Source organism: Plantactinospora endophytica (genome assembly GCF_016862915.1).
Taxonomy (GTDB): domain Bacteria; phylum Actinomycetota; class Actinomycetes; order Mycobacteriales; family Micromonosporaceae; genus Plantactinospora; species Plantactinospora endophytica.
In genome coordinates this window covers 548303-567630 of sequence record NZ_BONW01000016.1, presented here as the reverse complement: position 1 = coordinate 567630, position 19328 = coordinate 548303, and the positions used below count along the sequence as shown (strand labels likewise).

At 70.7% G+C, this 19328-nt stretch carries 18 protein-coding genes; 5 read left to right on the top strand and 13 right to left on the bottom strand.

All coding sequences use genetic code 11. The annotated features are described in order from the left end of the window. Nucleotides 1-33: 33 nt before the first annotated feature. The 8 genes from Pen02_RS18350 to Pen02_RS18315 form a co-directional block, all read right to left on the bottom strand. Nucleotides 34-2835 carry a LuxR family transcriptional regulator gene (locus tag Pen02_RS18350; protein WP_275413587.1) on the bottom strand — a complete coding sequence of 934 codons (2802 nt, stop codon included), beginning with the start codon at nt 2833-2835 and terminating at the stop codon, nt 34-36. Between the two features lie 491 nt (nt 2836-3326). Further along, nucleotides 3327-4154, bottom strand: coding sequence for an SAM-dependent methyltransferase (locus Pen02_RS18345; protein ID WP_203867263.1), 828 nt, complete (start codon nt 4152-4154; stop codon nt 3327-3329). Nucleotides 4155-4322: 168 nt separating this feature from the next. Next, complete coding sequence (locus Pen02_RS18340; RefSeq protein ID WP_203867262.1) at nt 4323-4868, bottom strand: hypothetical protein; 546 nt, start codon at nt 4866-4868, stop codon at nt 4323-4325. Nucleotides 4869-4967: 99 nt separating this feature from the next. Then, nucleotides 4968-5588: an NADPH-dependent FMN reductase gene (locus Pen02_RS18335; RefSeq protein ID WP_203867261.1), complete on the bottom strand. Its 621-nt coding sequence runs from the start codon at nt 5586-5588 to the stop codon at nt 4968-4970. A gap of 93 nt (nt 5589-5681) precedes the next feature. Continuing rightward, entirely contained in the window at nt 5682-7307 is a 1626-nt protein-coding gene (locus Pen02_RS18330; protein ID WP_203867260.1) for a dipeptide ABC transporter ATP-binding protein, read from the bottom strand. Further along, nucleotides 7304-8164 (bottom strand): ABC transporter permease, encoded by an 861-nt coding sequence (locus Pen02_RS18325; RefSeq protein WP_203867259.1) that lies wholly within the window; start codon nt 8162-8164, stop codon nt 7304-7306. Before Pen02_RS18325 ends, Pen02_RS18330 begins: the two co-directional genes overlap by 4 nt. Nucleotides 8165-8167: 3 nt before the next feature. Then, entirely contained in the window at nt 8168-9124 is a 957-nt protein-coding gene (locus Pen02_RS18320; protein ID WP_203867258.1) for an ABC transporter permease, read from the bottom strand. Further along, the gene (locus Pen02_RS18315; RefSeq protein WP_203867257.1) at nt 9121-10746 is read right to left on the bottom strand and encodes an ABC transporter substrate-binding protein; all 1626 of its coding nucleotides are present in this window, start codon (nt 10744-10746) and stop codon (nt 9121-9123) included. The genes Pen02_RS18320 and Pen02_RS18315 overlap by 4 nt, the downstream gene beginning before the upstream one ends. A 314-nt stretch (nt 10747-11060) precedes the next feature. Between Pen02_RS18315 and Pen02_RS18310 the strand changes: the two genes are divergently transcribed. After that, the gene (locus Pen02_RS18310; RefSeq protein ID WP_203867256.1) at nt 11061-11486 is read left to right on the top strand and encodes a hypothetical protein; all 426 of its coding nucleotides are present in this window, start codon (nt 11061-11063) and stop codon (nt 11484-11486) included. Then, entirely contained in the window at nt 11486-12910 is a 1425-nt protein-coding gene (locus tag Pen02_RS18305) for an FAD-binding oxidoreductase (RefSeq protein WP_203867255.1), read from the top strand. Before Pen02_RS18310 ends, Pen02_RS18305 begins: the two co-directional genes overlap by 1 nt. Nucleotides 12911-12969: 59 nt before the next feature. Here the strand turns inward: Pen02_RS18305 and Pen02_RS18300 are convergent, their stop codons facing one another. After that, nucleotides 12970-13974 (bottom strand): ketoacyl-ACP synthase III family protein, encoded by a 1005-nt coding sequence (locus Pen02_RS18300; RefSeq protein WP_203867254.1) that lies wholly within the window; start codon nt 13972-13974, stop codon nt 12970-12972. A gap of 180 nt (nt 13975-14154) precedes the next feature. Here Pen02_RS18300 and Pen02_RS18295 point away from each other — a divergent pair, with 180 nt between their 5' ends. After that, entirely contained in the window at nt 14155-15018 is an 864-nt protein-coding gene (locus tag Pen02_RS18295) for an SDR family NAD(P)-dependent oxidoreductase (RefSeq protein WP_203867253.1), read from the top strand. A 6-nt stretch (nt 15019-15024) separates the two neighbouring features. Here the strand turns inward: Pen02_RS18295 and Pen02_RS18290 are convergent, their stop codons facing one another. Next, entirely contained in the window at nt 15025-15450 is a 426-nt protein-coding gene (locus Pen02_RS18290; protein WP_203867252.1) for a hypothetical protein, read from the bottom strand. Between the two features lie 261 nt (nt 15451-15711). Here Pen02_RS18290 and Pen02_RS18285 point away from each other — a divergent pair, with 261 nt between their 5' ends. After that, on the top strand, nt 15712-16611 hold the full coding sequence (locus Pen02_RS18285) for an SDR family NAD(P)-dependent oxidoreductase (RefSeq protein ID WP_203867251.1): 900 nt from the start codon (nt 15712-15714) through the stop codon (nt 16609-16611). A gap of 129 nt (nt 16612-16740) precedes the next feature. On the opposite strand, the gene Pen02_RS18280 is transcribed toward Pen02_RS18285, so the two are convergent. Both Pen02_RS18280 and Pen02_RS18275 read right to left on the bottom strand, forming a co-directional pair. Next, nucleotides 16741-17001: a hypothetical protein gene (locus Pen02_RS18280; protein WP_203867250.1), complete on the bottom strand. Its 261-nt coding sequence runs from the start codon at nt 16999-17001 to the stop codon at nt 16741-16743. 312 nt (nt 17002-17313) lie between these two features. Next, complete coding sequence (locus Pen02_RS18275) at nt 17314-17523, bottom strand: hypothetical protein (RefSeq protein WP_203867249.1); 210 nt, start codon at nt 17521-17523, stop codon at nt 17314-17316. Between the two features lie 130 nt (nt 17524-17653). Between Pen02_RS18275 and Pen02_RS18270 the strand changes: the two genes are divergently transcribed. Then, nucleotides 17654-18247, top strand: coding sequence for a hypothetical protein (locus tag Pen02_RS18270; RefSeq protein ID WP_203867248.1), 594 nt, complete (start codon nt 17654-17656; stop codon nt 18245-18247). A 90-nt stretch (nt 18248-18337) separates the two neighbouring features. On the opposite strand, the gene Pen02_RS18265 is transcribed toward Pen02_RS18270, so the two are convergent. Continuing rightward, complete coding sequence (locus Pen02_RS18265) at nt 18338-19261, bottom strand: LysR family transcriptional regulator (RefSeq protein WP_307837720.1); 924 nt, start codon at nt 19259-19261, stop codon at nt 18338-18340. Between the last annotated feature and the right edge of the window lie 67 nt (nt 19262-19328).

The window sequence follows — 19328 nt, the reverse complement described above, 5'->3', positions numbered from 1 at the left end:
GGGCGCGACACTCGTCGCGCCCGCCGGTTCGGCTCAGCCCTCGACGCTGACCAGGGTCAGGCTGCCCGGCAGGTCTGCCCGCCGGCTCACCTTCAGCTTGCGGTACGTGCTGGTCAGGTGCTGCTCAACGGTGCTGACGGTGATGAACAGGCGACGCGCGATCTGCCGGTTGGTGTGTCCCTGTGCCGCCAGGGCGGCCACCCGCCGTTCGGACTCGCTGAGATCTTCCAGGATGGTGGTCTCGCCCGGCGCGACCCGTTCCCGCGCCGTACCGGGTGCCGGCCACGGCGGCTCGGCGAGGGCCGCCGTTCCCCGGTCGCCGAGTTCGCACTGCCGCGCCATGTCGCGGGCCCGGGTCTCCGCGAGGCGGGCCGCGTCGAGCGCGTCGGCGCGCGTGTAGGCCCGGCTCAGGTCCATCACGACCTTGGCGTGGTGGAGCAGGTCGCGGGTCGCCGAGAGCGCCACGTCGGCCTCCTCGAGCAGTCTGATCCGGTCGGTGTGCCGGGAGACGGTCGCGGCGAGCAGCCGCAACGCCATGCCCGCGACCCGTGGGTTGACATCGCGGGCGAGGTCGAGTTGCGCTTGGGCGAGCTGCCGGGCCTGCTCCGTCTCGCCCGCCCGCAGGTGCACCTCGGCGACTCCGAGCCGCCACGGAACGAATCCCGGCAGGTCGAGCTTCCACTCGGTGAGCAGTTCGCCGCAGACCCGGAAGTCGTCGAGTGCCATGTGGACCCGGCCACGGGCGAGGAAGTACCGGCCCCGGGCGTACAGGTAGTGCACGCCGGCCCGGCTCTCGAGCATGGCTTCCGGCAGTCGTTGCAGGACGACGCTGCCGGCGCGGTCGAGCCTGCCGGATTCGGTCGCCGCGAGCAGGAGCACGGATTTCGCCCAGCCGTCGATCACGCCCCATCCGTCGGCGTCGGAGCTGGACAGCGCCTGCTGCGCATGCTGCATCGCGAGCGCCAGGTCACCCTGTCGGAGCGCGATCTCGGCGCGGTAGGCGGCGAAGGCCGCCTGCCAGGTGACGGCACCCCGGACGGCCGCGCGGTGCATCAGGTCGTCGCAGCACCGGGCGGCGACGTCGAGCCTGTCGGCGTAGATCAACGCAGCGAGCGCGATGACCGTCGGCGCCAGGGTGGCGTCCTCCAGGTCGCAGCTCTCCAACAGGTGCTCGGCATGGTGCAGGCACCGCTCGTCGAGTTCGCCCTGCTGTACGGCGGCGCAGATCTCGATCGCCGCCCGGGCCGGTCCCTGCTGCGGCATCGCGCCGGTGGCCGCACCGTCGACGAGGGCGGCGGGCAGGTGCGCGGCCAACCGTGGGTACGTGACGACGAGCCAGGCGCGCAGCAGCCCACCGCAGGTTTCGGCGACGGCGGCCGGGGCGGCTCGGCCGGCGAGCCGTTCGAGCACCCTCTCGCCTTCGCCGACGCGGCCGTGGGCGAGCAGCAGGTACACCAGGGCTGCGGTGTCGGCCCAGCCGAGCTGCCCGGCGTCGACCGCTTCGAGGAGCAGCGGGAAGCGCCGCTCCACGAGGAGCCGGTTCTCGCGCCACTCGATGAGCGTGACCCGGGCGAGGATCGCGGCGTGCTCCGCGGCGTCGGTGGTGGTCTCGCGGGCCAGTTCGAGGCAGCGGACAGCGTCCTTGGGGCGGCCGTCGGCGAGGGCGTCCTCGGCGGCGGAACGCAGCACCGGCACCGCCCAGCCGGGCAGGGGTACGCCGGCGTCGAGCAGGTGGTCCGCGGACAGTTCGCTCGGCATCCCCTCGTCGCGCAGCAGTTCGGCGGCGCGGATGTGCAGTCGCCCGCTCTCCCGTGGGCTGAGCTGGGCGAGTACCGCCTCCCGGATCGCCGGGTGACGTTGGCACCAGTCCGACGTCAGGCCGGCTCCTGCCAGCGTCGGCTCGCACCGCTGGACCGTGCCCTCGTCGAGGCCGAGCAGGGCCGCCAGCCTCTCCGGCGTCGGCATCTTCAGGATGGCGGCCCCGGTGACGATCCGTTGCACCTCCGGAACGCTGCGGTGCATGCAGGAGATGACCGCCTCGCCGAACGCGCCGTTGACGAACTGCTGGACGGCGGGCAGCGCGCCGGAGGCACCGGCTGCGGCGAGGTCGTCGAGCAGGCCGGTGACCAGCAACGGGTTGCCGCCGGTCAGGGCGTGGCACTGGGTGGCCAGGTCCGACGCCACGTCCTCCGGCGCGAGGCCACGGGAGACCAGCAGATCGCGGACACCGGCCGGCGTGAGCGGGCCGAGGCGGATGCGACGGCAGTGCAACTGGTTGAACAGCTCGGCGTGCAGCAGGGGGTGCTGGCTGTGCGGCAGCCCGACCTGCTCGGAGATCACGATTAGACAGTTGGCGAACTTGACCCGCCGGGCCAGGTAGAGCAGCCCGCGCAGGGAGCTCTCGTCGGCGTGGTGCACGTCGTCGACGACGATCACGACCGGTCGCTGGGCCGTCTCCCGGGAGAGCATCCGCCACAGGTCGTGGAAGACCCGGGCGTATTCGCGCTCGATGTCGTGGGCGGGAGCGCCGGCGATCACCATGGCGGCGACCTCGGAGCTGACCAGCCGATTGACCTCGTCGCGGTGGTGCGGCGAGCGGGCCAACTGTTGAAAGACCTGGGCAAGGGTCTCGAACGGCAATGCCCGCTCCGCACGGGACGCGTTCGCGCTGAGTACGAGTGCTTCTGATTCAAGTGCTCGGTTGGCAAATTCCTGCAGCAATATTGATTTCCCTGTCGCAACCGCCCCCGCGACTACCAGAACGCCACCCTTTCCCCCGACGCAATCGGAGAACATAGCATCGAGAAGATCCGAATACTGATTCCGATCGACCATTGGCGACATGCCTTCTCCCACAGCCGAGTGCACCGCCGCGAACCCTCGCGCACGACCTCAACTCCAGGCCGTTCGTCCGGGAACGCCCTACCCGAAGCGATACAGACTGCTGCGAACCTACCACCGGATGGTTACGGCATCGATACCCGCAAGTGAGCCGCAGGTCACAGCCCCGACATGGAGCCGCCGGTACGCCCGACGCCCCCGGGATCCACAACCGACAGTCGATCACAGTGCCGTCAACCGAAATTACCCGTCGGTACACAACCGCTATCCGACATAGAAGCACTTCGCTTAGATCCACCGGGCACACAAGCATCCCTTGTGGAGGCCCGACAGGTCCCTCGCCAGCCAAGAAACGAATTGTTTACATCACCCCACCGCGCCCGACAACTGCCCTGGTCCATTCGACGCGACAGTCATTTCCTCCCACCTTGTGGACCAGCGATCCGCCGTACCCGCCGACCGGCGGCAGGGCGCTGCCTGTGCCGCTACGGCCGGCGCAGCGTCACCAGCAGGCAGCCGATGTCCCGCTCGCCGCCCAGGACGGCCGGAGCGGTCGTCATCTCCGTACGCCGCTGGTCGTCCAGACCGTCCACGACGACGTCCGGCACCAGGCTCCGGTCACCGGCCGTCATCCGCTCGCCGAGCTGCTGGAGCGTCTTCCACAGCACGTTCTCGCTGACGTCCAGCACCTCCACCACCTCCAGGCCGGCACCGGCGGCGAGGCTCAGGTAGTCGTTCCGGCCGATCAGCGGACTCATCAGCCAGAGCCGGGCAAGAACGTGGATCATCGAGTCCTCGCCGGCCGTGCCGCCGGTGCGGTCGTACAGGTCGGTGAGCACGATCCGGCCACCGGGGCGGACCACGCGGGCGATCTCGCGCAGCGCCGCCCGGCGGTCCATGTGGATGAGCGACTCCAGAGCGAACGCGGCGTCGAACGAACCGTTGGCGAACGGCATGGCCATCGCGTCGGTCAACTCGAACCGGACCCGGTCGCCGAGCCCGGCCGCCGTGGCGAGTTCGCCTGCCCGGCGTACCTGCTCAGCACTGACCGTGATACCCACGATGCCGACTTCGGCGCGGGCGGCGATACGCAGCGCGGGGACACCGAGCCCGCAGCCGACGTCCAGCAGCGAGGCCCCCGGCACCAGCTCCAGCTTCTCGGCGACGACGTCGGTGAGACGGTCGGCGGCCTGCTCCAGGGGTGTGTCGTCGTCGAGGCTGTCCCAGTAGCCGAAGTGGAGTACGCCCTTGTTGTCGATCTGGTCGTAGAGCTCACCCACGCGGCGCGGGTCGGGAACGATGTCCTGCCGCAAGTCGGACCCTTCTCCTCTCCAGGCCGCCAGCAGCCGGCGGACCTGATCCGCGGCGCGGCGCCCGCCGTCGCCGACGGCCGATCGCGCCGAAGCTAACAAGACACCCGGAAGGCGAGACCCCTGAGCCGCCCCTGGTACCGCAACGGCAGTGTCAGGGGCGGCCGGTCGTCACCCGACGAGGATGAAGATGGCTGTCGCCGGCGTCGCGGTCGGCGTGCAGACCAGGTGCTGGCCCAGCCAGTTGGTGGACTCCAGGACACCCGGCGTGAAGCGCAGGACGCCGCGCGCCGTGGGAGTCACCGTGGCCGTGCCGCCGGTGAGCGTCATCAGCTCACCCGCAGGCACGATCGCGGTGTTGGTCAGCCCGGTGGCGGTGACGACGCCGCTCTGCGAGCCGCTGAGCAGCGCCTCGACCGAGCCGTCGACACCGTTCGCCGGAACGTCGATCGGAATGGTGACGGTGGCCTTGACGGTCGCGCGCAGGGTGACCTTCGAGCCCACCCGGACCGCCAACGGCGCGCTGAAGGTGACGTCGAAGGTGGTGTCGCCGCCCGGGTAGGGCTCCTCGACACAGTTGTAGGCAACCGTGCTGGTCCCGGTGATGACGGGCTGGGTGCCCGACTCGCCGGCCGCCGCAGGCTGCGTGGTGGAGACGACTCCGAGTACGGCTACGGCGATGGCAGCGAACCCGGTGAGCGCGCGGGAGCGGATCATATGGTTCCTCCATGGCTTCGGTGTACGGGACCGGATCGGCCCGGCATCGAACGTAGGTGAACGCGGTGGGGCCGATAACCCCTAAAGCGCGAGCCCCGGTCACCGGCCGTTACCGGCCGCCTTGGCGAGCACGGCGGTGATCTCGGCGCTGCGCGCCCGGAACCGCTCCTCCAGTAGCCGCGCCATGCCCGACTCCAGGATGTCGGCCAGCAGCCCGAGTTGCAGCCTGATGAACGCGGCGGAGAGCGGGTCTGTCAGGCGCCAGGCGTCGCCGTCGGGGACGAGCGCCGTCTCCGCCGAGTTGATCACCACCTCGGGGGCCGGCACCACGATGTTGCGCAGCCCGGTGAGCAGGCTCTGCGCGTCGCCGAGGCTGCGGTAACCGAGCGCCCGCCCCGGCGTGGCCACGAGCACCAGCACCGCCTTGCCGCTCAGCGGCGGCGCGTGCACCGGACGCGACGCCCAGTCGATCGCGTTCTTCACCACGCCCGGCATGGAGCGGAGATACTCGGGGGTCGCCAGGACGATCCCGTCGTGCGCCTCGACGGCGGCGCGCCACCGGAGCACCGCGAGCGGCGGATCGGCCTCCAGGTCCTGGTCGTAGGGTGGCACCTCGCCCAGGCCGGTGAAACGGTCGAACTCCATGCCCGCCGGGGCGAGCGCCGGCAACGCCGTCAGCAGGGCGGAGTTGTACGACTCCCGGCGCAACGATCCCGACACCGCCAATATCCTCAGCACACCCATTCCCCAGATGTGATCGGAGCGCGGCGCCGCCCACCACCCCTGCCCCGCCCTTGACGTACCCGACTCGGTCTACGACGTAGATAGGGGTTGTGCCGAGCGGACACCCCCGGTAGAAGGCTCCCGGGGCGGCAGTGCCGGAAGCGACGCCAGCAACGACGCCGTGTAGGGATGGCGCGGCGCGTCGAGCACCTCGTCGGTCGCACCCGACTCCACGACCCGGCCGTCCTTCATCACCAGCACCCGGTGACTCATCTCGCGGATCACCCCCAGGTGGTGGGAGATGAACAGGTACGCCAACCCGTGCTCACGCTGTAGGTCGGTCAGCAGCCGGAGCACCTGGGCCGCGACGCTGACGTCCAGGGCGGACACCGGCTCGTCGCAGACGACCACACGGGGCCGCACCGCCACGGCCCGGGCGATCGCCACCCGCTGCTGCTGGCCGCCGGAGAGTCGGGAGGGATGCCGCCGGGACAACTCCGGATCGAGACCCACCAGCTCCAGCAGGTCCCCGACCGTACGACTGCGGTCCCCGGCGGCCTCGAGCGCGTGCCGCAGGATCCGGCCGACGGTGTGCCGGGGATCGAAGGAACTGAGCGGGTCCTGGTACACGGTCTGGATCTCCCGCCGCCGCCCGCGCCGCTCCCGCTCGCCCAGGTCGTGCCACCGGCCGCCGAGCAGCTCGACCCGGCCGGCGTCGGGCGCGGTCATCGCGGTCACCAGCCGCGCCAGCGTCGACTTGCCCGAACCGGACTCCCCCACCACGCCGAGCGTCTCCCCGGCCCGCAAGGTCAGCGAGACGTCGTCCACCGCCCGCAACGACCCGTCGCGACCGGGCAGCCGATACGTCTTCACCAGACCTTCGGCGCGGAGCACGACCGGCCGCGCCGCCGCATCGGGCAGCGGCGGCGGACGGCCGGCCCCGGGCACCGCGTCGAGCAGCATCCGGGTGTACTCGTGCTCCGGCGTACCGAGCACCCGCCGCGTCGGACCCCGCTCCACGACCCGGCCGCCGCGCATCACGACGACCTCGTCGGCCAGCCGCGCCACGACGGCGAGGTCGTGACTGATCAACAGCATCGCGGTGCCCGTCCGCCTCAGCCCGGCCAGCAGTTCCAGGATCTGCGCCTGCACGGTGACGTCCAGCGCCGTCGTCGGCTCGTCCGCGATGACGACACGCGGGTCGCAGGCGATCGCCGAGGCGATCAGCACCCGCTGACGCAGGCCGCCGGAGAGTTCCCCGGGACGCTGTCGGACGCGGACGTCCGGCGCGGGCACACCGGCGGCGCCGAGCAGTCCGATCACCCGGTCGCCGACCCCGCTGGCCGGCACCGTGCGGTGCAGCCGCAGCGGCTCGGCCACCTCGCGGCCGACGGTGCGCAGCGGGTCGAGCGCGACCAGCGCCGCCTGAGGAATCAGCCCGATCACGCGTCCTCTGAGCCGTTGCCACTGTCGGGGCCGCAGCCGGGTGAGGTCGGTCCCGTCCAGTTCCATAGTGGAGGCGCGGACGGTGGAGCCGTCGCCGGCCAGGCCGAGCAGGGCCCGGGCCGTGACGCTCTTGCCGGAGCCGGACTCGCCCACGATCGCCAGGCACCTGCCCGCTTCCAGGGCGAACGACACCCCGCGTACCGCGTCGACCCGACGCCTGCCGGAGTCGAACGAGACCGTCAGGTCCCGCACGGTCAGTACGGCGCTCACCCGGGCACCCGGCCCTCGAAACGACGTTGTAGATACTGCCCGACGGTGGTCACCGACAACACCGTCAGGGTGAGCACCACCCCGGGTACGGTCGCGGTCCACCACGCGACCGCGAAATAGTCCTGACCCTGCTGGAGCATCGCACCCCACTGCGGGTCCGGGGGCCGAGGGCCGAGCCCGAGGAAGCTCAGGGCGGCGCTGGCACCGATCGCGGCGCCCGTACCGATCGTGCCGAGCAGCAGAACCGGCGGCAGCGCGTTGGGGATCATGTGCCGCCACGCGACCCGGACCGGCCCCAGTCCCTGCGCCACGGCCGCCTCGACGAAGCCGGAGCCGCGCAGCCGCAGGATCTGCCCCCGGACGATCCGGGCGTACGGCGGCACACCGATGACCGCGATCGCCAGGACCACGGTGCCGGAGCCGGGCCCGAGCGCCGCGGCCACCAGCAGGGCGGTGACCATGCCGGGCACCGCGAGCAGCACCTCGACCAGGCGCATCGCCGCGCTGTCGGCGGCTCGTCCGGCGAGCGCGGCGAACGCGCCGACGAGCACTCCCGCCACCAGGGCGAGCGCCGTGGCCGCCAGCCCGACGAAGACCGAGTCGCGGGCGCCGTACACGATTCGGCGGTAGATGTCGCGGCCGTTCTGGTCGGTGCCGAACAGGTGGTCCGCGCTCGGCGGGCGCAGGATGTCCGCCGTCGACGTCGCGTCGGGCGAGCCGGGCGCGAGCAGTTCCGGGGCGATCATCGCGACGGCGAGCAGCGCCAGGAACGCCCCGGCGAGCACCGGTCCGGCGCTACGCGGACGGCGCCGGCTCAGGACGGCGAGCTCGGCCGACGGCAGATCGGCGACGGCCACCGGTCAACCCTCCACACGGAGGCCGGGGACGGCCGGCGCCGGGCCGGCGGCCCTCAGCCTCGGATCGAGGACCGGGTAGAGCAGGTCGACGAGCGCGTTCAGCGTCACATAGCCGGCGGCGGTCAGCGCGACCACGCCGAGCACGACCGGGATGTCCTTGCCCGTGACGGCGTTGAGCAGCAACACGCCGACCCCGGGCCGCGAGAACACCCGCTCCACCACCACCGTGCCACCGATCATCCCGCCCAGCAGCAGGCCGAAGAGCGTCACGACCGGTGGCAGGGCATGACGCAACGCGTGCCGCAGCAGCACACCGCGCTCCCCCTGGCCCCGGGCCCGGGCGGTGGTCGCGAACGGCTGCTCCAACGCCCGCTCCAGGCCGTCCCGCAGGATCTGCGACAGAACCCCCGCCATGGGTACGGCCAGGGCCACCGCCGGAAGCACCAGCGACGCCGGTCCGTCGCCGAACGCGGGGAACCAGTGCAGCCCGAACGAGAAGACGGTCAGCAGCAGGATCGCCAACCAGAACTGCGGCAACGCGACCCCGGCCACCTCCAGCAGCGTGACCGGCCCACGGATCCACGACGGACGCCGCGTCGTCGCCACCGCCACGGCCAGGGTGGTCAGTACGGCGATGCCGGTCGCCGCGCCCATCAACTGCAGCGTCGGCGGCAACTGCGCGGCGATCGCGTCCCGGACCGGCATGTTCAACTGGTACGAGGTGCCCAGGTCTGCGCGCAGCAACCGTCCGAGGTAACTCAGGTACTGCCACCACAGCGGCTCGCCCAGCCCGTGTTCACGGGCGATCCGGTCCCGTACCTCGTCGGTGACCTGGGTGTTGTTGCCCACGATCGCGTCCACCACGCTGCCCCGGCCCAGGTGCAGCGCCAGGAACGTCAGGGTGAGCGCGCCCCAGAGGACCAGCAGCGCGTGCCCGAGCCGGGCTGACGCGCGCCTCATCGGGTCCGGGTCGCGGCGTAGAAGTTCGGCGACGCCTCGCCGTCGAAGGTGACGCCCTGCACCGAGCGGGACGTGGCGATCACCGTGTTGGCGGCGTACACCGGGAAGACCACGGCGTCCTCGACGAGTTGCCGCTGCACCTCGGCGTAGGTCGCGGCGCGCCGGGCCTCGTCGGTGGTGCGCTGGGCCGCCACGAACATCGCGTCGACCGTCGGGTTGCGGTACTTGGCGATGTTAGAACCCATCCTGCCGGGCACGGCGACGCCGTCGCTGCCGAACAACTTGCGCAGCACGTCCGCGTCCGGCCCCGCGAATCCGGTACCCATCAGCTCGTACGTGCCGTTCTGGGCGTTGTTGATGACCTGGCTGATCGGCACGTCGACGATCCGTACGTCGAAGCCGAGCTTGCGTGCCTCGGCCTGCACCTGCTCGCTGAGAGTGATGTTCTCCGCGGACTCGGCGGCCCGCGAGGAGGAGTACCGCACGGTCAGCCGCTTGCCGTCCCTGACCCGGTACCCCTCCCCGTCCCGCGCGCTCCAGCCGGCCTCGTCCAGCAGCCTCGCGGCCAGCGCCGGGTCGTACGGCACCGCGGTGTCCTCGTCGGCGGCGGCGAACCGGGTGGCCGGGGACAGTGGGCCGAACGCCGTCCGGTAGGCCCCCGCGAACAGCCGCTGCACGAGCGTGTCCCAGTCGATTCCGGCCCGGAACGCCTTCCGGACCCGGACGTCGGAGAAGGTCGCGGACGCGGTGTTCGGGTACAGGCTGTAGTTCTCCCCCGGCGCCTCGGCCCGCAGCACCCGCGCGCTGCTCTCGATCCGCTTGCTGTCCAGGGCCGGCACCCGCGCGACGACGTCCACCTGGCCGCTGGTCAGCGCACCGATCCGGGCCGCGTCCTGGGTGATCAGCTTGATGTGCAGGCTGTCGAGCCGGGCCGGGCCGCGATGCGCGGCGCCCTCGGGCGGCCAGGCGTAGGCGTCGTTGCGCTTGTAGTCGACGCCCTGCCCCTTGCGCCAGCCGCCCTCCATCACGAACGGCCCGGAGCCGACGATGCTCACACAGGTCGCGGCGACGCCCTTGGCCAGCGAGGCCGGCGACTGCATGCCGAAGGCCACCGTGGACAGTTGCAGCGGCAGCGACGCGAACGGCTGCCGCAACCGCACGGTGACCGTCCGCGCGTCGACGACCTGGGTGTCGCGGTAGTACGGCGCGATGATCGACGCGGCCCCCAGCGACTTGGTCGCGGGGTCGACGACGTGGTCGAGGTTCACCCGCACCGCCTCGGCGTCGAAGGCGGTTCCGTCGCTGAACCGCACCCCGTCACGCAGCACGAACGTCCAGCCGAGCTGGTCCGCCGAGGTCGTCCAGGAGGTGGCCAGCCACGGGCGCAGCGCGCCCGTGTCGGGGTCGTGCCAGACCAGCGAGTCGACCACCGGCCGGGCGACCGCGGTGGTCACGGACTGACTGGCCACATGCGGATCGAGGCACAACGGCTCCTGGTTGATCGCGTACGTCAGTCTGCCGCCGGCCGAGGTGGCGGGATCGTCCCCGCACCCGCCGAGCGCCACCACTGCCGCCAGCATCATTGCGGCGCCGCAGCGCCGCGCCCGTCCTGTCGCGCTCAAGCCGGCCCGTCCTTTCACCGGCACCCGGGCCGGAGATACGGCGATGGAGCGGACGCTACCCCGCCGCAAGTGGCACAGAACCCCTATATCCACCCCTGACTCCGCGCCGTCCCCGGCGTCGCGTCGGCCGGCTCCGGCCGGCCGCCGCTCCACCGCAGCACCCCTAAAGAACGGCTAAGGGTTGCCGATACCTTGCCCGTCGGTAGCGTTTTTCACGATGCTCCGTCGCACGGTTCCGCCACGTGAATCGCGATTCTGGCGTACCGCGACGGAAAGCCCACACCAACTGGCCGCCTACGGTGAGGAAACCAATTATGGGTCGGTTCGCCTATTACAGCAGCTCCACCCGCCAGCCCGAGCCCGTGCTCAGCGACATCGAGATCACCGTGACCACACCGGACGAGGTGCGTACGGGCGAGACGCTCAACATCGAGGTCACCCTGCGGACCCTGCACGGCACCATCAAGGACCGCCCGGTGGGCGACATCAAGGGCAAGGTCGTCATCCTCGTCGAGGGCCCCGAGACGCAGCAGGTCGTCGCGGTCGGTCTGACCAACACCAACCACGTCTTCGCGGGCAAGAACGTCCTGCTGACCGGGGGCCACGCGGAGATCACCCCCACCCAGCCGGGCACCTACACCTTCGCACCGGGCGAAATCACGGTCGCCACGTCGGACTACCCGCTGACCAGCGTCCCCAAGGACCCGAACCCGGCTGACAGCAAGACCACCGTCGTCTGATGGTCGACTGGGAACGCCTGCGCGCCGGCCTCGCCGGGGAACTCGTGCTACCCGACGACGCCGCCTACCGGACCGCACGGCAGTTGCAGCTCGCCGAGTTCGACAGCGTCCATCCGGCCGCGGTCGCGTACTGCGCCGACGAGGACGACGTGCGGGCGTGCCTCACCCTGGCCCGCGACGAGGGCCTACCGCTCACCGCGCGTGGCGGCGGCCACAACTTCGCCGGTTGGTCCACCACCACCGGGCTGGTCGTCGACCTGTCGCGGATGAACGCCGTCGGGCTGACCGACCGTACGGTCCGGATGGGCCCCGGCGCGCAGGCCGTCGACGTCGTACTCGAACTGGCGCCGCACGATCGTCAGGTCATCACCGGAGTGTGCCCGACCGTGTGCCCCGCCGGCTTCCTCTCCGGCGGCGGCCTCGGATGGCAGACCCGCAGCCACGGCGTCGGTAGCGACCGGCTCGTCTCCGCCCGGCTGGTCCTGGCCGACGGGCGGGTCGTGACCTGCTCGGCAGACCGGGAACCCGACCTCTTCTGGGCGCTACGCGGCGGCGGGGGTGGGAACTTCGGCATCGTCGTCGACCTGGAGGTGACCCCCGTCCAGGTGCCGCGCCTGGTCAACTTCACCGTGGTCTGGGCCTGGGAGCACGCGCTCGACGTCCTCCACCAGTGGCAGCACTGGATGGTGGACGGCCCGGCCGAACTCGCCTCGGAGATCGGCTCGGTGCTGCCCGACGCGGCACCGGGCGCCGTCCCGTTCGTCATGCTGCACGGCGGGTACGCCGGACCGCGTGAACGGTTCGACGAGGCCCTGGCCGAACTGTGTCGCGCCGCCGGGGCCGCACCGGTATCCGTCGAGGCCGACGAGTTACCGTACGCCGATGCCATGCTCAAGCTCTATCGTTGCGAGGGCATGACGCCCGGCCAGCGCCGGCGCGTCGGCACCACCCCCGAGGCGATGCTGCCCCGGCAGGGGTTCCTGCGCGAGCGGCACCGACTCTTCACCGACCCGATCAGCCGGTCGCTGACCGAGCAGGCTCTGGCGGTCTTCGACGACGAGCGCCGGGCCGGCCAGTTCCGCTACTTCGCGCTGACCGCGCTCGGCGGGGCCGCCAACCGGGTCGCGGCGACCGAGACCGCGTACCCGCATCGCGACGCGCAGTTCCTGGTCAAATACACCCTCGTCGGCGACAACGAGACGCCGGGCGAGGAGGAGACCACCGCCGCCGAACAGTGGACCGATCAGGGCTTCGCCCTGCTCGACCCCCATTCCAACGGGCACTCCTACGTCAACTATCCGGACCCGACGCTGGACGACTGGAAGTGGTCCTACTACGCCGAGAACTACGATCGGCTGGTCGAGGTGAAGAAAACCTACGACCCCACCGGCGTCTTCACCCACCCGCAGAGCATCGGGAGCTGACCGCTCCCGCAGCGGCACGGGGCCCGGATCCGCAAGACTCCCGGATCCGGGCCCTTCCGTCATGCCTCGGTGTTCTCGATGACCATGGCGTTGAAGATGCCGCCCAGCCCCGCACCCAGCACCAGGATGTACCGCCAGGAGACGCGTTCGGTATGGATGAGGTGGTCCAGCCCCACCAACGGGTCTGCCGCGCCGATGTGCCCCACCCGGCGGGCGAACTCCCACGGGACCGCGCCCATGTCGAACGACAGCGGCTCGAGGAACTGCTTTGCGATCTGCTCGTAGCCGATGAACGGGCAGACGAAGTGGTCGATCTGCGACATGTCAATGCCCGACCGCCGGACCGCCTCCGACACCACGCCCTGCACGGCCTTCACCACCGCGCTCCACTGCGCCACCTTGTCGTCGCCCCGGCCGCCCCGGTCCCGCAGGACGATCGGCCTGGTGTGCCCGGCGCCGTCCGCCGTGAACGGGTCGTACCCTCGGTTGATCGGCTCCAGGAAGGGCTCACTCAGCGACGCCGCGCCGGCGATCCGGGCGAACCCGCCCCGGGAAGAGAGCACCACCGCCACCCCGCCGTCCCCGAACGGACAGGCGGCGGTGCGCCAGCGGTCGACCATGGGGAGCCGCCAGCAGTCGGCGGCGGTGACCACGGCGAGTTCGTCCTCGTCGCGGCTGCGCAGGTATGCCGAGGCCGTCTCGAGACCGATCAGGGCGGTGGCGCATCCGGCGTCGAGGTCGGTCGCCGCACACCCGCCGGCCGGCAGGCCGAGCTGCCGATGGATGTAGCCCGCGCCGTGCCACATGGCGACGGGTGGGGCCAACATGCCGTGCAGCAGCATCGCGACCTGTGCCGGATTTCCCCCTGCCCGCCGCAGTGCCAGCCGTGCCGCGTCGACGGCCAGATCCGGCGACTCCGTCCCGTCGGGCGCGACCGTGACCGAGACCTGTTGCGTCCTCGCCGCCAATTCCGCCTCGTACCGCCCTGCGGCAACGGCCGCGTCGACCGACTCCATTGGCGGCAGGGCCGAACCGATCCCGGCCAGATAGACATCACGCAGCATGAAGCGCTCGCTTTCTCGTCCGATCACCATTCATGCCGGCAGAAAAGGGCCGGGCGAAGAAATCGTAACGTGCGCCGGAACACATCCGTCATTTGTTAGGGGCCGCATAGGGGTGTCCCGGCGAGACCTACCACCGAATACTGCGGTGGTAATGCGGCCGGACGACGTCAGGAAAATCCGATGGCGAACCATCTTGTCAGCGGCGGCACGGACGGCGTCGGCCGCGTCGTGGCGCTCGACGCCCTGGCCAACGGTCATCACGTCGTGGTCGTCGGCAGCACCCAGGCCAAAGGGGATGCCTTCCTGACTGCGGCGGACCAGGTCGGCGCCTCCGGGCGAGCAACGTTTCTGTGCGCGGACCTGCGGCTGATGAGCGAGAACAGCCGGGTCGTCGACGCCGTACGGGCCCGCTTCGACCGGCTGGACCGGCTGGTGCTGTGCGCCCAGCGCTACCTGACCCGGCTCGGACACACCGTCGAAGGCGTCGAACGCAACTTCGCGCTGACCTATCTGAGCCGCTTCGCCCTGACCTACGGCCTGCTCCCGCACCTGCGCCGGGCCGATCGGGCACTGGTGGTCAACGTCTGCGGCACCGGCACTCCGGCTGGGCGAATCCGCTGGGACGACCTGCAGTTCCGGGCCGGTGGCGGCGGACTGCGGGCGCTGGCCCAGGCCGGCCGCGCCACCGACCTGCTGGGCGTCGCCTTCGCCCGGCGACCCGACACGAGGGACATCCCGTACGTACTGTTCAACCCGGACGTCGTACGCACCAACCTGCAGCGCGAGCTCGGCTATCCGTGGCGGCTGTTCGCCCTCGCGGCCCTGACCCTGCGCGGCAAGCCGGTCGAGGCCGGCGTTGCCCCGCTGCTACGGCTGCTGGCCGATCCGCCCGCCGAGCGGCTCAGCGCCTTTCGCGGTACCCGCCCTGTCCGCATGACCAGCCGGCTGCTCGCCCCGGGCTACGACCCGTCCGACGCCGCCCGGCTCCACGCGGAGACCGAGCGGCTGCTGTCCGGGATGGGCCGGGTCGACCTGCTGCCCTGACCGCTGTCAGGTCACGGTGGTCTTACTGTCCGGGGAATGCGGCTGCTTGGGGATGCTCCGCAGCGGATAGTCCGACGTGGTGACCGTGATCTCGTCCGGCGCGAAGGTGTAGGTCCCGGCCTCCACCGGTACGAACTCCGCGTGCCCGCCGGTCATCAGCACGTTCTTGCCCTTGAAGACGTAGTTGGCGTTGGTCAGTCCGACGGCGACGAGCTCCCGCTCCTCCGCCCCGCCGACCACGATGGTGACCTCGCCTCTGATGTCGCGGGTGGGGAAGTCCTTGAAGACACCCTCCAGCGTCCACAGAGTGACCTCGATGTTGAGAATATCGCCCCGGCAGATCTCGTCCGGCGTCGTGATGGTGATCTCGATATCCTTCTCCTCGGGCTCGGGCTGCCGACCGGAAGTACTGACGTAGGCGAAGCGACCCATTCTCCACATCCCTTGCGAGAGATCCCCGGATACCGGGTCGACGCTACCGCGCACCGCAGCACGGACAACCCTTGTCCGCACCCCTAGCCACGCCCACGCCGGGACACGGACGGCCTCAACAGGGAAGGAACACCGAGGTACGTATCCCACACAAGTGTGCCTTCTTTCCAAGGTCGGCAGAACGGACCACAATTTCAGGGCACACCTGGAACCCATCCGTGGTGCGTGCCTTCGCAACGAACGGTATTCACAGGAGCCGACATGCTGCAGCAACCTGGAAGCAAGACGATCGTCATCTCGGGCGGGACCGACGGCATGGGGCGCGGCACGGCCCTCGCCCGGCTCGAACGCGGCGACACCGTCGTGGCGATCGGCACCAACGAAGCCAAGGGAGCGGCGGTCGCGACCGAGGCCGCTCGGCTGGGTGCGGGCTCCCGCTTCCACTTCCTGCGGGCCGACCTCAGCTCCATCGCGACCGTCGAGCAGGTGGTCGGGCAGATCGCCGCCGAGCATCCGGCCGTCGACGCGCTCGTGCTGTGCGCCAACCGACAGAGTCCGCAGCGACGGGAGTCGGCGGAGGGACTCGAATTCACCTTCAGCCTGTACTACCTGAGCCGCTACCTGCTGGGGCACGGCCTACGGGAACAGTTCGACGCGGCCGACAACCCCGTCATCATCAACTTCGCCTCCCCCGGCTTGAAGGTCGGCTCGGTGAACTTCGACGATCTACAGGCCGAGCGGCGCTACAGCGTGCTTCGCGCGCAGGCCCAGTGCGGCCGGGCCAATGACCTGCTGGGCCGCGCCTTCGCCGAGCAGCCGAGCAGCAAGGCCCGGTACGTCCTCTACCACCCAGGCTTCACGGCCACCCTCGGCAGCATCGGCGACGTGAAGGAGCCGGTGCGGACGATCATCACGCTGTTGAGCAAGGTCGCCGCCAAGCCCGTCGACAAGGCGATCGCCCCGATGGTCGAGCTGATCGACAACCCGCCCGCCGAGCGCCTCACCGCCATCGACCGCAGCAAGAAGGTCGACCTGGGCATCAAGACGTTCGACCCGGACAAGGCGCGCCGGCTCGCCGAAGTCTCCCGGCAACTCGTGCTGAAGAACTACGGAGACACCCGGCTGCTGCCGGCACTCGACACCTCTGGCAACCCGGGCTGACGCCACGTGGCGCATCCTCCCACGACGTCGCGGGGGGATGCGCCACCATGCGGCACACCTTCACCGCAGCGACGGACGCCGGCCTGACCACGACGGCCGACGTCCGCGCAGCTCAGTCTGGTCACGTGACTACTCACGCGGCTCCCGCGACTGTTCACGGCGCTCGTCGGCGGTGCGGTCCACCTGCGGGTGACCGGTTCGCACGTCGATGTCCGCCGCCAGGAGGTCGTCCCACAGCGTTCGTTCCAAGGCGGTCAAGGCGAACGGATTGGCCGGCATCCGTTCCGGATGACCCGACGGCAGGTTCGCCGGAACGTGCGGTGGAGTCTCCCGGTCCGCCGCGTCCGCGTCACTCACCCGCTCGGACCCGGCCCCGATCGGCGGCGCCATCGGTGCCAGGAGGGCCGGAAGCCTGCTGAGCCCCTCGACCCAGAGGCGCAGCACTGCCCGCAGGAATCGGAAGGCAGGACGACTCATCACGCCCTCACAAGGAGCTTTCCCGGCAACATTCCGCTGGAATCGCGCATGGCCTCTCCTCGAAGAGCGGCATTGCTACTTCGGGTGACTTCGGTGTCGAAACCACACCGTATTCATCAATTTAGAGCGGAGCCAGAGGGGGGCCAACCCTTATCCGAACCCCTATCGCAGGCGGTCGCCGCACCACGGCTGACGACGCAGGTGTGCGACGCCGGCAGAGTCGGGTTAGGACGTGACGGCGGTCGGTCGGCCGGCCGCGACCGTGGTCGCCGATCGGACGAACCTGCGTAGGTCGGCGCTGCGGCTTCCCGCTGGCCAGGCGATCAGCAGGGTAACTGGCGGCGCGTCCGGGACGGGTACGCAGACCACGCCGAGGCTGCGGAACACCTCGAACCACTGACGCTCGCCGGGATGCGCGATAGCGGATTCAGACAACGACCGCCTCCCTTGCTGTGAACGCAGGTCAGCCTTGGACGGCGCGCTGGCAGGCGGCCGTTCGCGGGCACCGTAGGCGACCGGCGTCGTCCGGTACTCTCCCCGCATGGTGGAGGAAGTGGGCAGGGTCGTGAGCTGGGCACGTGTGACGGAGCGGCTGCTCAGGTCCGCGGAGATCCCGGCTCTGGAGCTGTACGGCACCTGGACCAATCGGCCGCCGCTCGCCGAGCCGCAGCACGGCAGCTTTCTTCTGACCCGGCTGCCCGACCGGCAGTGGTTCCTCGAGCAGCCGATCGGGACGACCCGTCTCGTGGGCGACGCCGAGAGGCAGGCCGCAGTGGTGGACGGTGACGTACGCATCCATACCGACGAGGCCGGCTGGATGCGGGAGCCGGCCGGCATGGTGGCTGCCCCGACCTCGTGGTTCAGCAAGAACGAGGACATCCAGGTTCAGGAGTTGCCCGGACACGAACGGATCGCCGGGCGCCGCTGTTCGCGCCTGCTGGTGAACTATTCCCGGCACAGCACCCGGAAGATGATGCTGTGGCTCGACGACGAGTGGCCGCTGGTGCTGGCCGCCCGGTCGGTCGACCAGCAGTCGCGCGACGACGCACGGTTCGAGCTGACCATCACCGAGTTGCGGCCGGCACGCGACAGCCATCTGCTCCGGTGTACGCGGATCGCCGCCGACACGTTGCGGCAGGGCCTCTCCCTTACGGTCTGAGTGAAGCGACAGAGCCCGCAGACCGAGCGATCGGCTCACTTACCTGGATAGCCAGACGCCGGTTCCGGCGGTCGTCCGCCCTGGTCCGCATCATTTCGAGCGCAAGAGGGCTGAGTCAGCCATCCGTCGTCGTCCGACCGAGTCACCGGAGACACCGCCGGTGAGACGGTCCCGTGGCCGCTGATCGGCGGCAACCTCGGCGGCGGTACGGACGAAGGTGGCGAGGGTGGCGGAGCGGGTGTGCTCCGGCCAGGCGAGTACCAGTGAGATCGGTTCGGCGTCCAGGACGGGTACCGCGACCAGGTCGTGCCGGAGGTGCGCCTTGGCGGCGGCGGGCACAATCGCGATTGTCTCGCCCAGGCTGATCAGTTGCATCAACTGGGCGGCATCACGTACGACGGGGCCGGTGCCGGGCATGCCGGGCCAGCGGGGCTGTGTCTCGCCCTGCAGGTCGTCGAGGCGGACCGAGGGCCGACCGGCCAGCTGGTGACCGGCCGGCAGGATGGCGATCTGCCCGTCGATGCGCAGCAGTTCGGTGTCGAAGCCGCTCGTATCGTCGTACGGCAGGACCATCAGCGCCATGTCGACGGCGCCGGCGCGTAACAGGCCAGCCTGCTCGCCGACACCGCACACGTGGACGTCGACGGTGGCGGCGGCGGGCTGTGCCCGGTACGCGGCGAGAATGTCCGGGAGCATGCCCGCGTCGGCGCCGGGCTTCATCGCGAGCACCAGCCGTGGTCCGGTCTCGCCGGCGCGGCGGGTGCGGTGGCCGGCGGCGGCCGCGGCGTCGAGCACCTTGCCTGCCTCCCGCCTGAGCACCTCGCCGGCAGTGGTGAGCCGGATGCCCCGCCCAGCGCGTTCGAGCAGCGGGACGCCGATGCGACGTTCGAGTTTCTTGATCGCCCGGGACAGCGGTGGCTGAGCCATGCCGAGGCGTTCGGCGGCCCGACCGACGTGCTGCTCCTCGGCAACGACGACGAAGTAGGCCAACTCGCGGGTCTCCAGCCGTTCCATACCCGCAGGGTATCGGTTGCCGACCCAACCGGTCATGGATCGTCACGCCGGCTCCTGATGGGCTGTG

Coding starts and splice junctions, on each gene's coding strand:
- Pen02_RS18350 (WP_275413587.1), bottom strand. CDS start 2,835: ATGGTCGATCGGAATCAGTATTCGGATCTTCTCGATGCTATGTTCTCC.
- Pen02_RS18340 (WP_203867262.1), bottom strand. CDS start 4,868: ATGATCCGCTCCCGCGCGCTCACCGGGTTCGCTGCCATCGCCGTAGCC.
- Pen02_RS18320 (WP_203867258.1), bottom strand. CDS start 9,124: ATGAGGCGCGCGTCAGCCCGGCTCGGGCACGCGCTGCTGGTCCTCTGG.
- Pen02_RS18310 (WP_203867256.1), top strand. CDS start 11,061: ATGGGTCGGTTCGCCTATTACAGCAGCTCCACCCGCCAGCCCGAGCCC.
- Pen02_RS18305 (WP_203867255.1), top strand. CDS start 11,486: ATGGTCGACTGGGAACGCCTGCGCGCCGGCCTCGCCGGGGAACTCGTG.
- Pen02_RS18300 (WP_203867254.1), bottom strand. CDS start 13,974: ATGCTGCGTGATGTCTATCTGGCCGGGATCGGTTCGGCCCTGCCGCCA.
- Pen02_RS18295 (WP_203867253.1), top strand. CDS start 14,155: ATGGCGAACCATCTTGTCAGCGGCGGCACGGACGGCGTCGGCCGCGTC.
- Pen02_RS18290 (WP_203867252.1), bottom strand. CDS start 15,450: ATGGGTCGCTTCGCCTACGTCAGTACTTCCGGTCGGCAGCCCGAGCCC.
- Pen02_RS18285 (WP_203867251.1), top strand. CDS start 15,712: ATGCTGCAGCAACCTGGAAGCAAGACGATCGTCATCTCGGGCGGGACC.
- Pen02_RS18280 (WP_203867250.1), bottom strand. CDS start 17,001: ATGGCGCCGCCGATCGGGGCCGGGTCCGAGCGGGTGAGTGACGCGGAC.
- Pen02_RS18265 (WP_307837720.1), bottom strand. CDS start 19,261: ATGGAACGGCTGGAGACCCGCGAGTTGGCCTACTTCGTCGTCGTTGCC.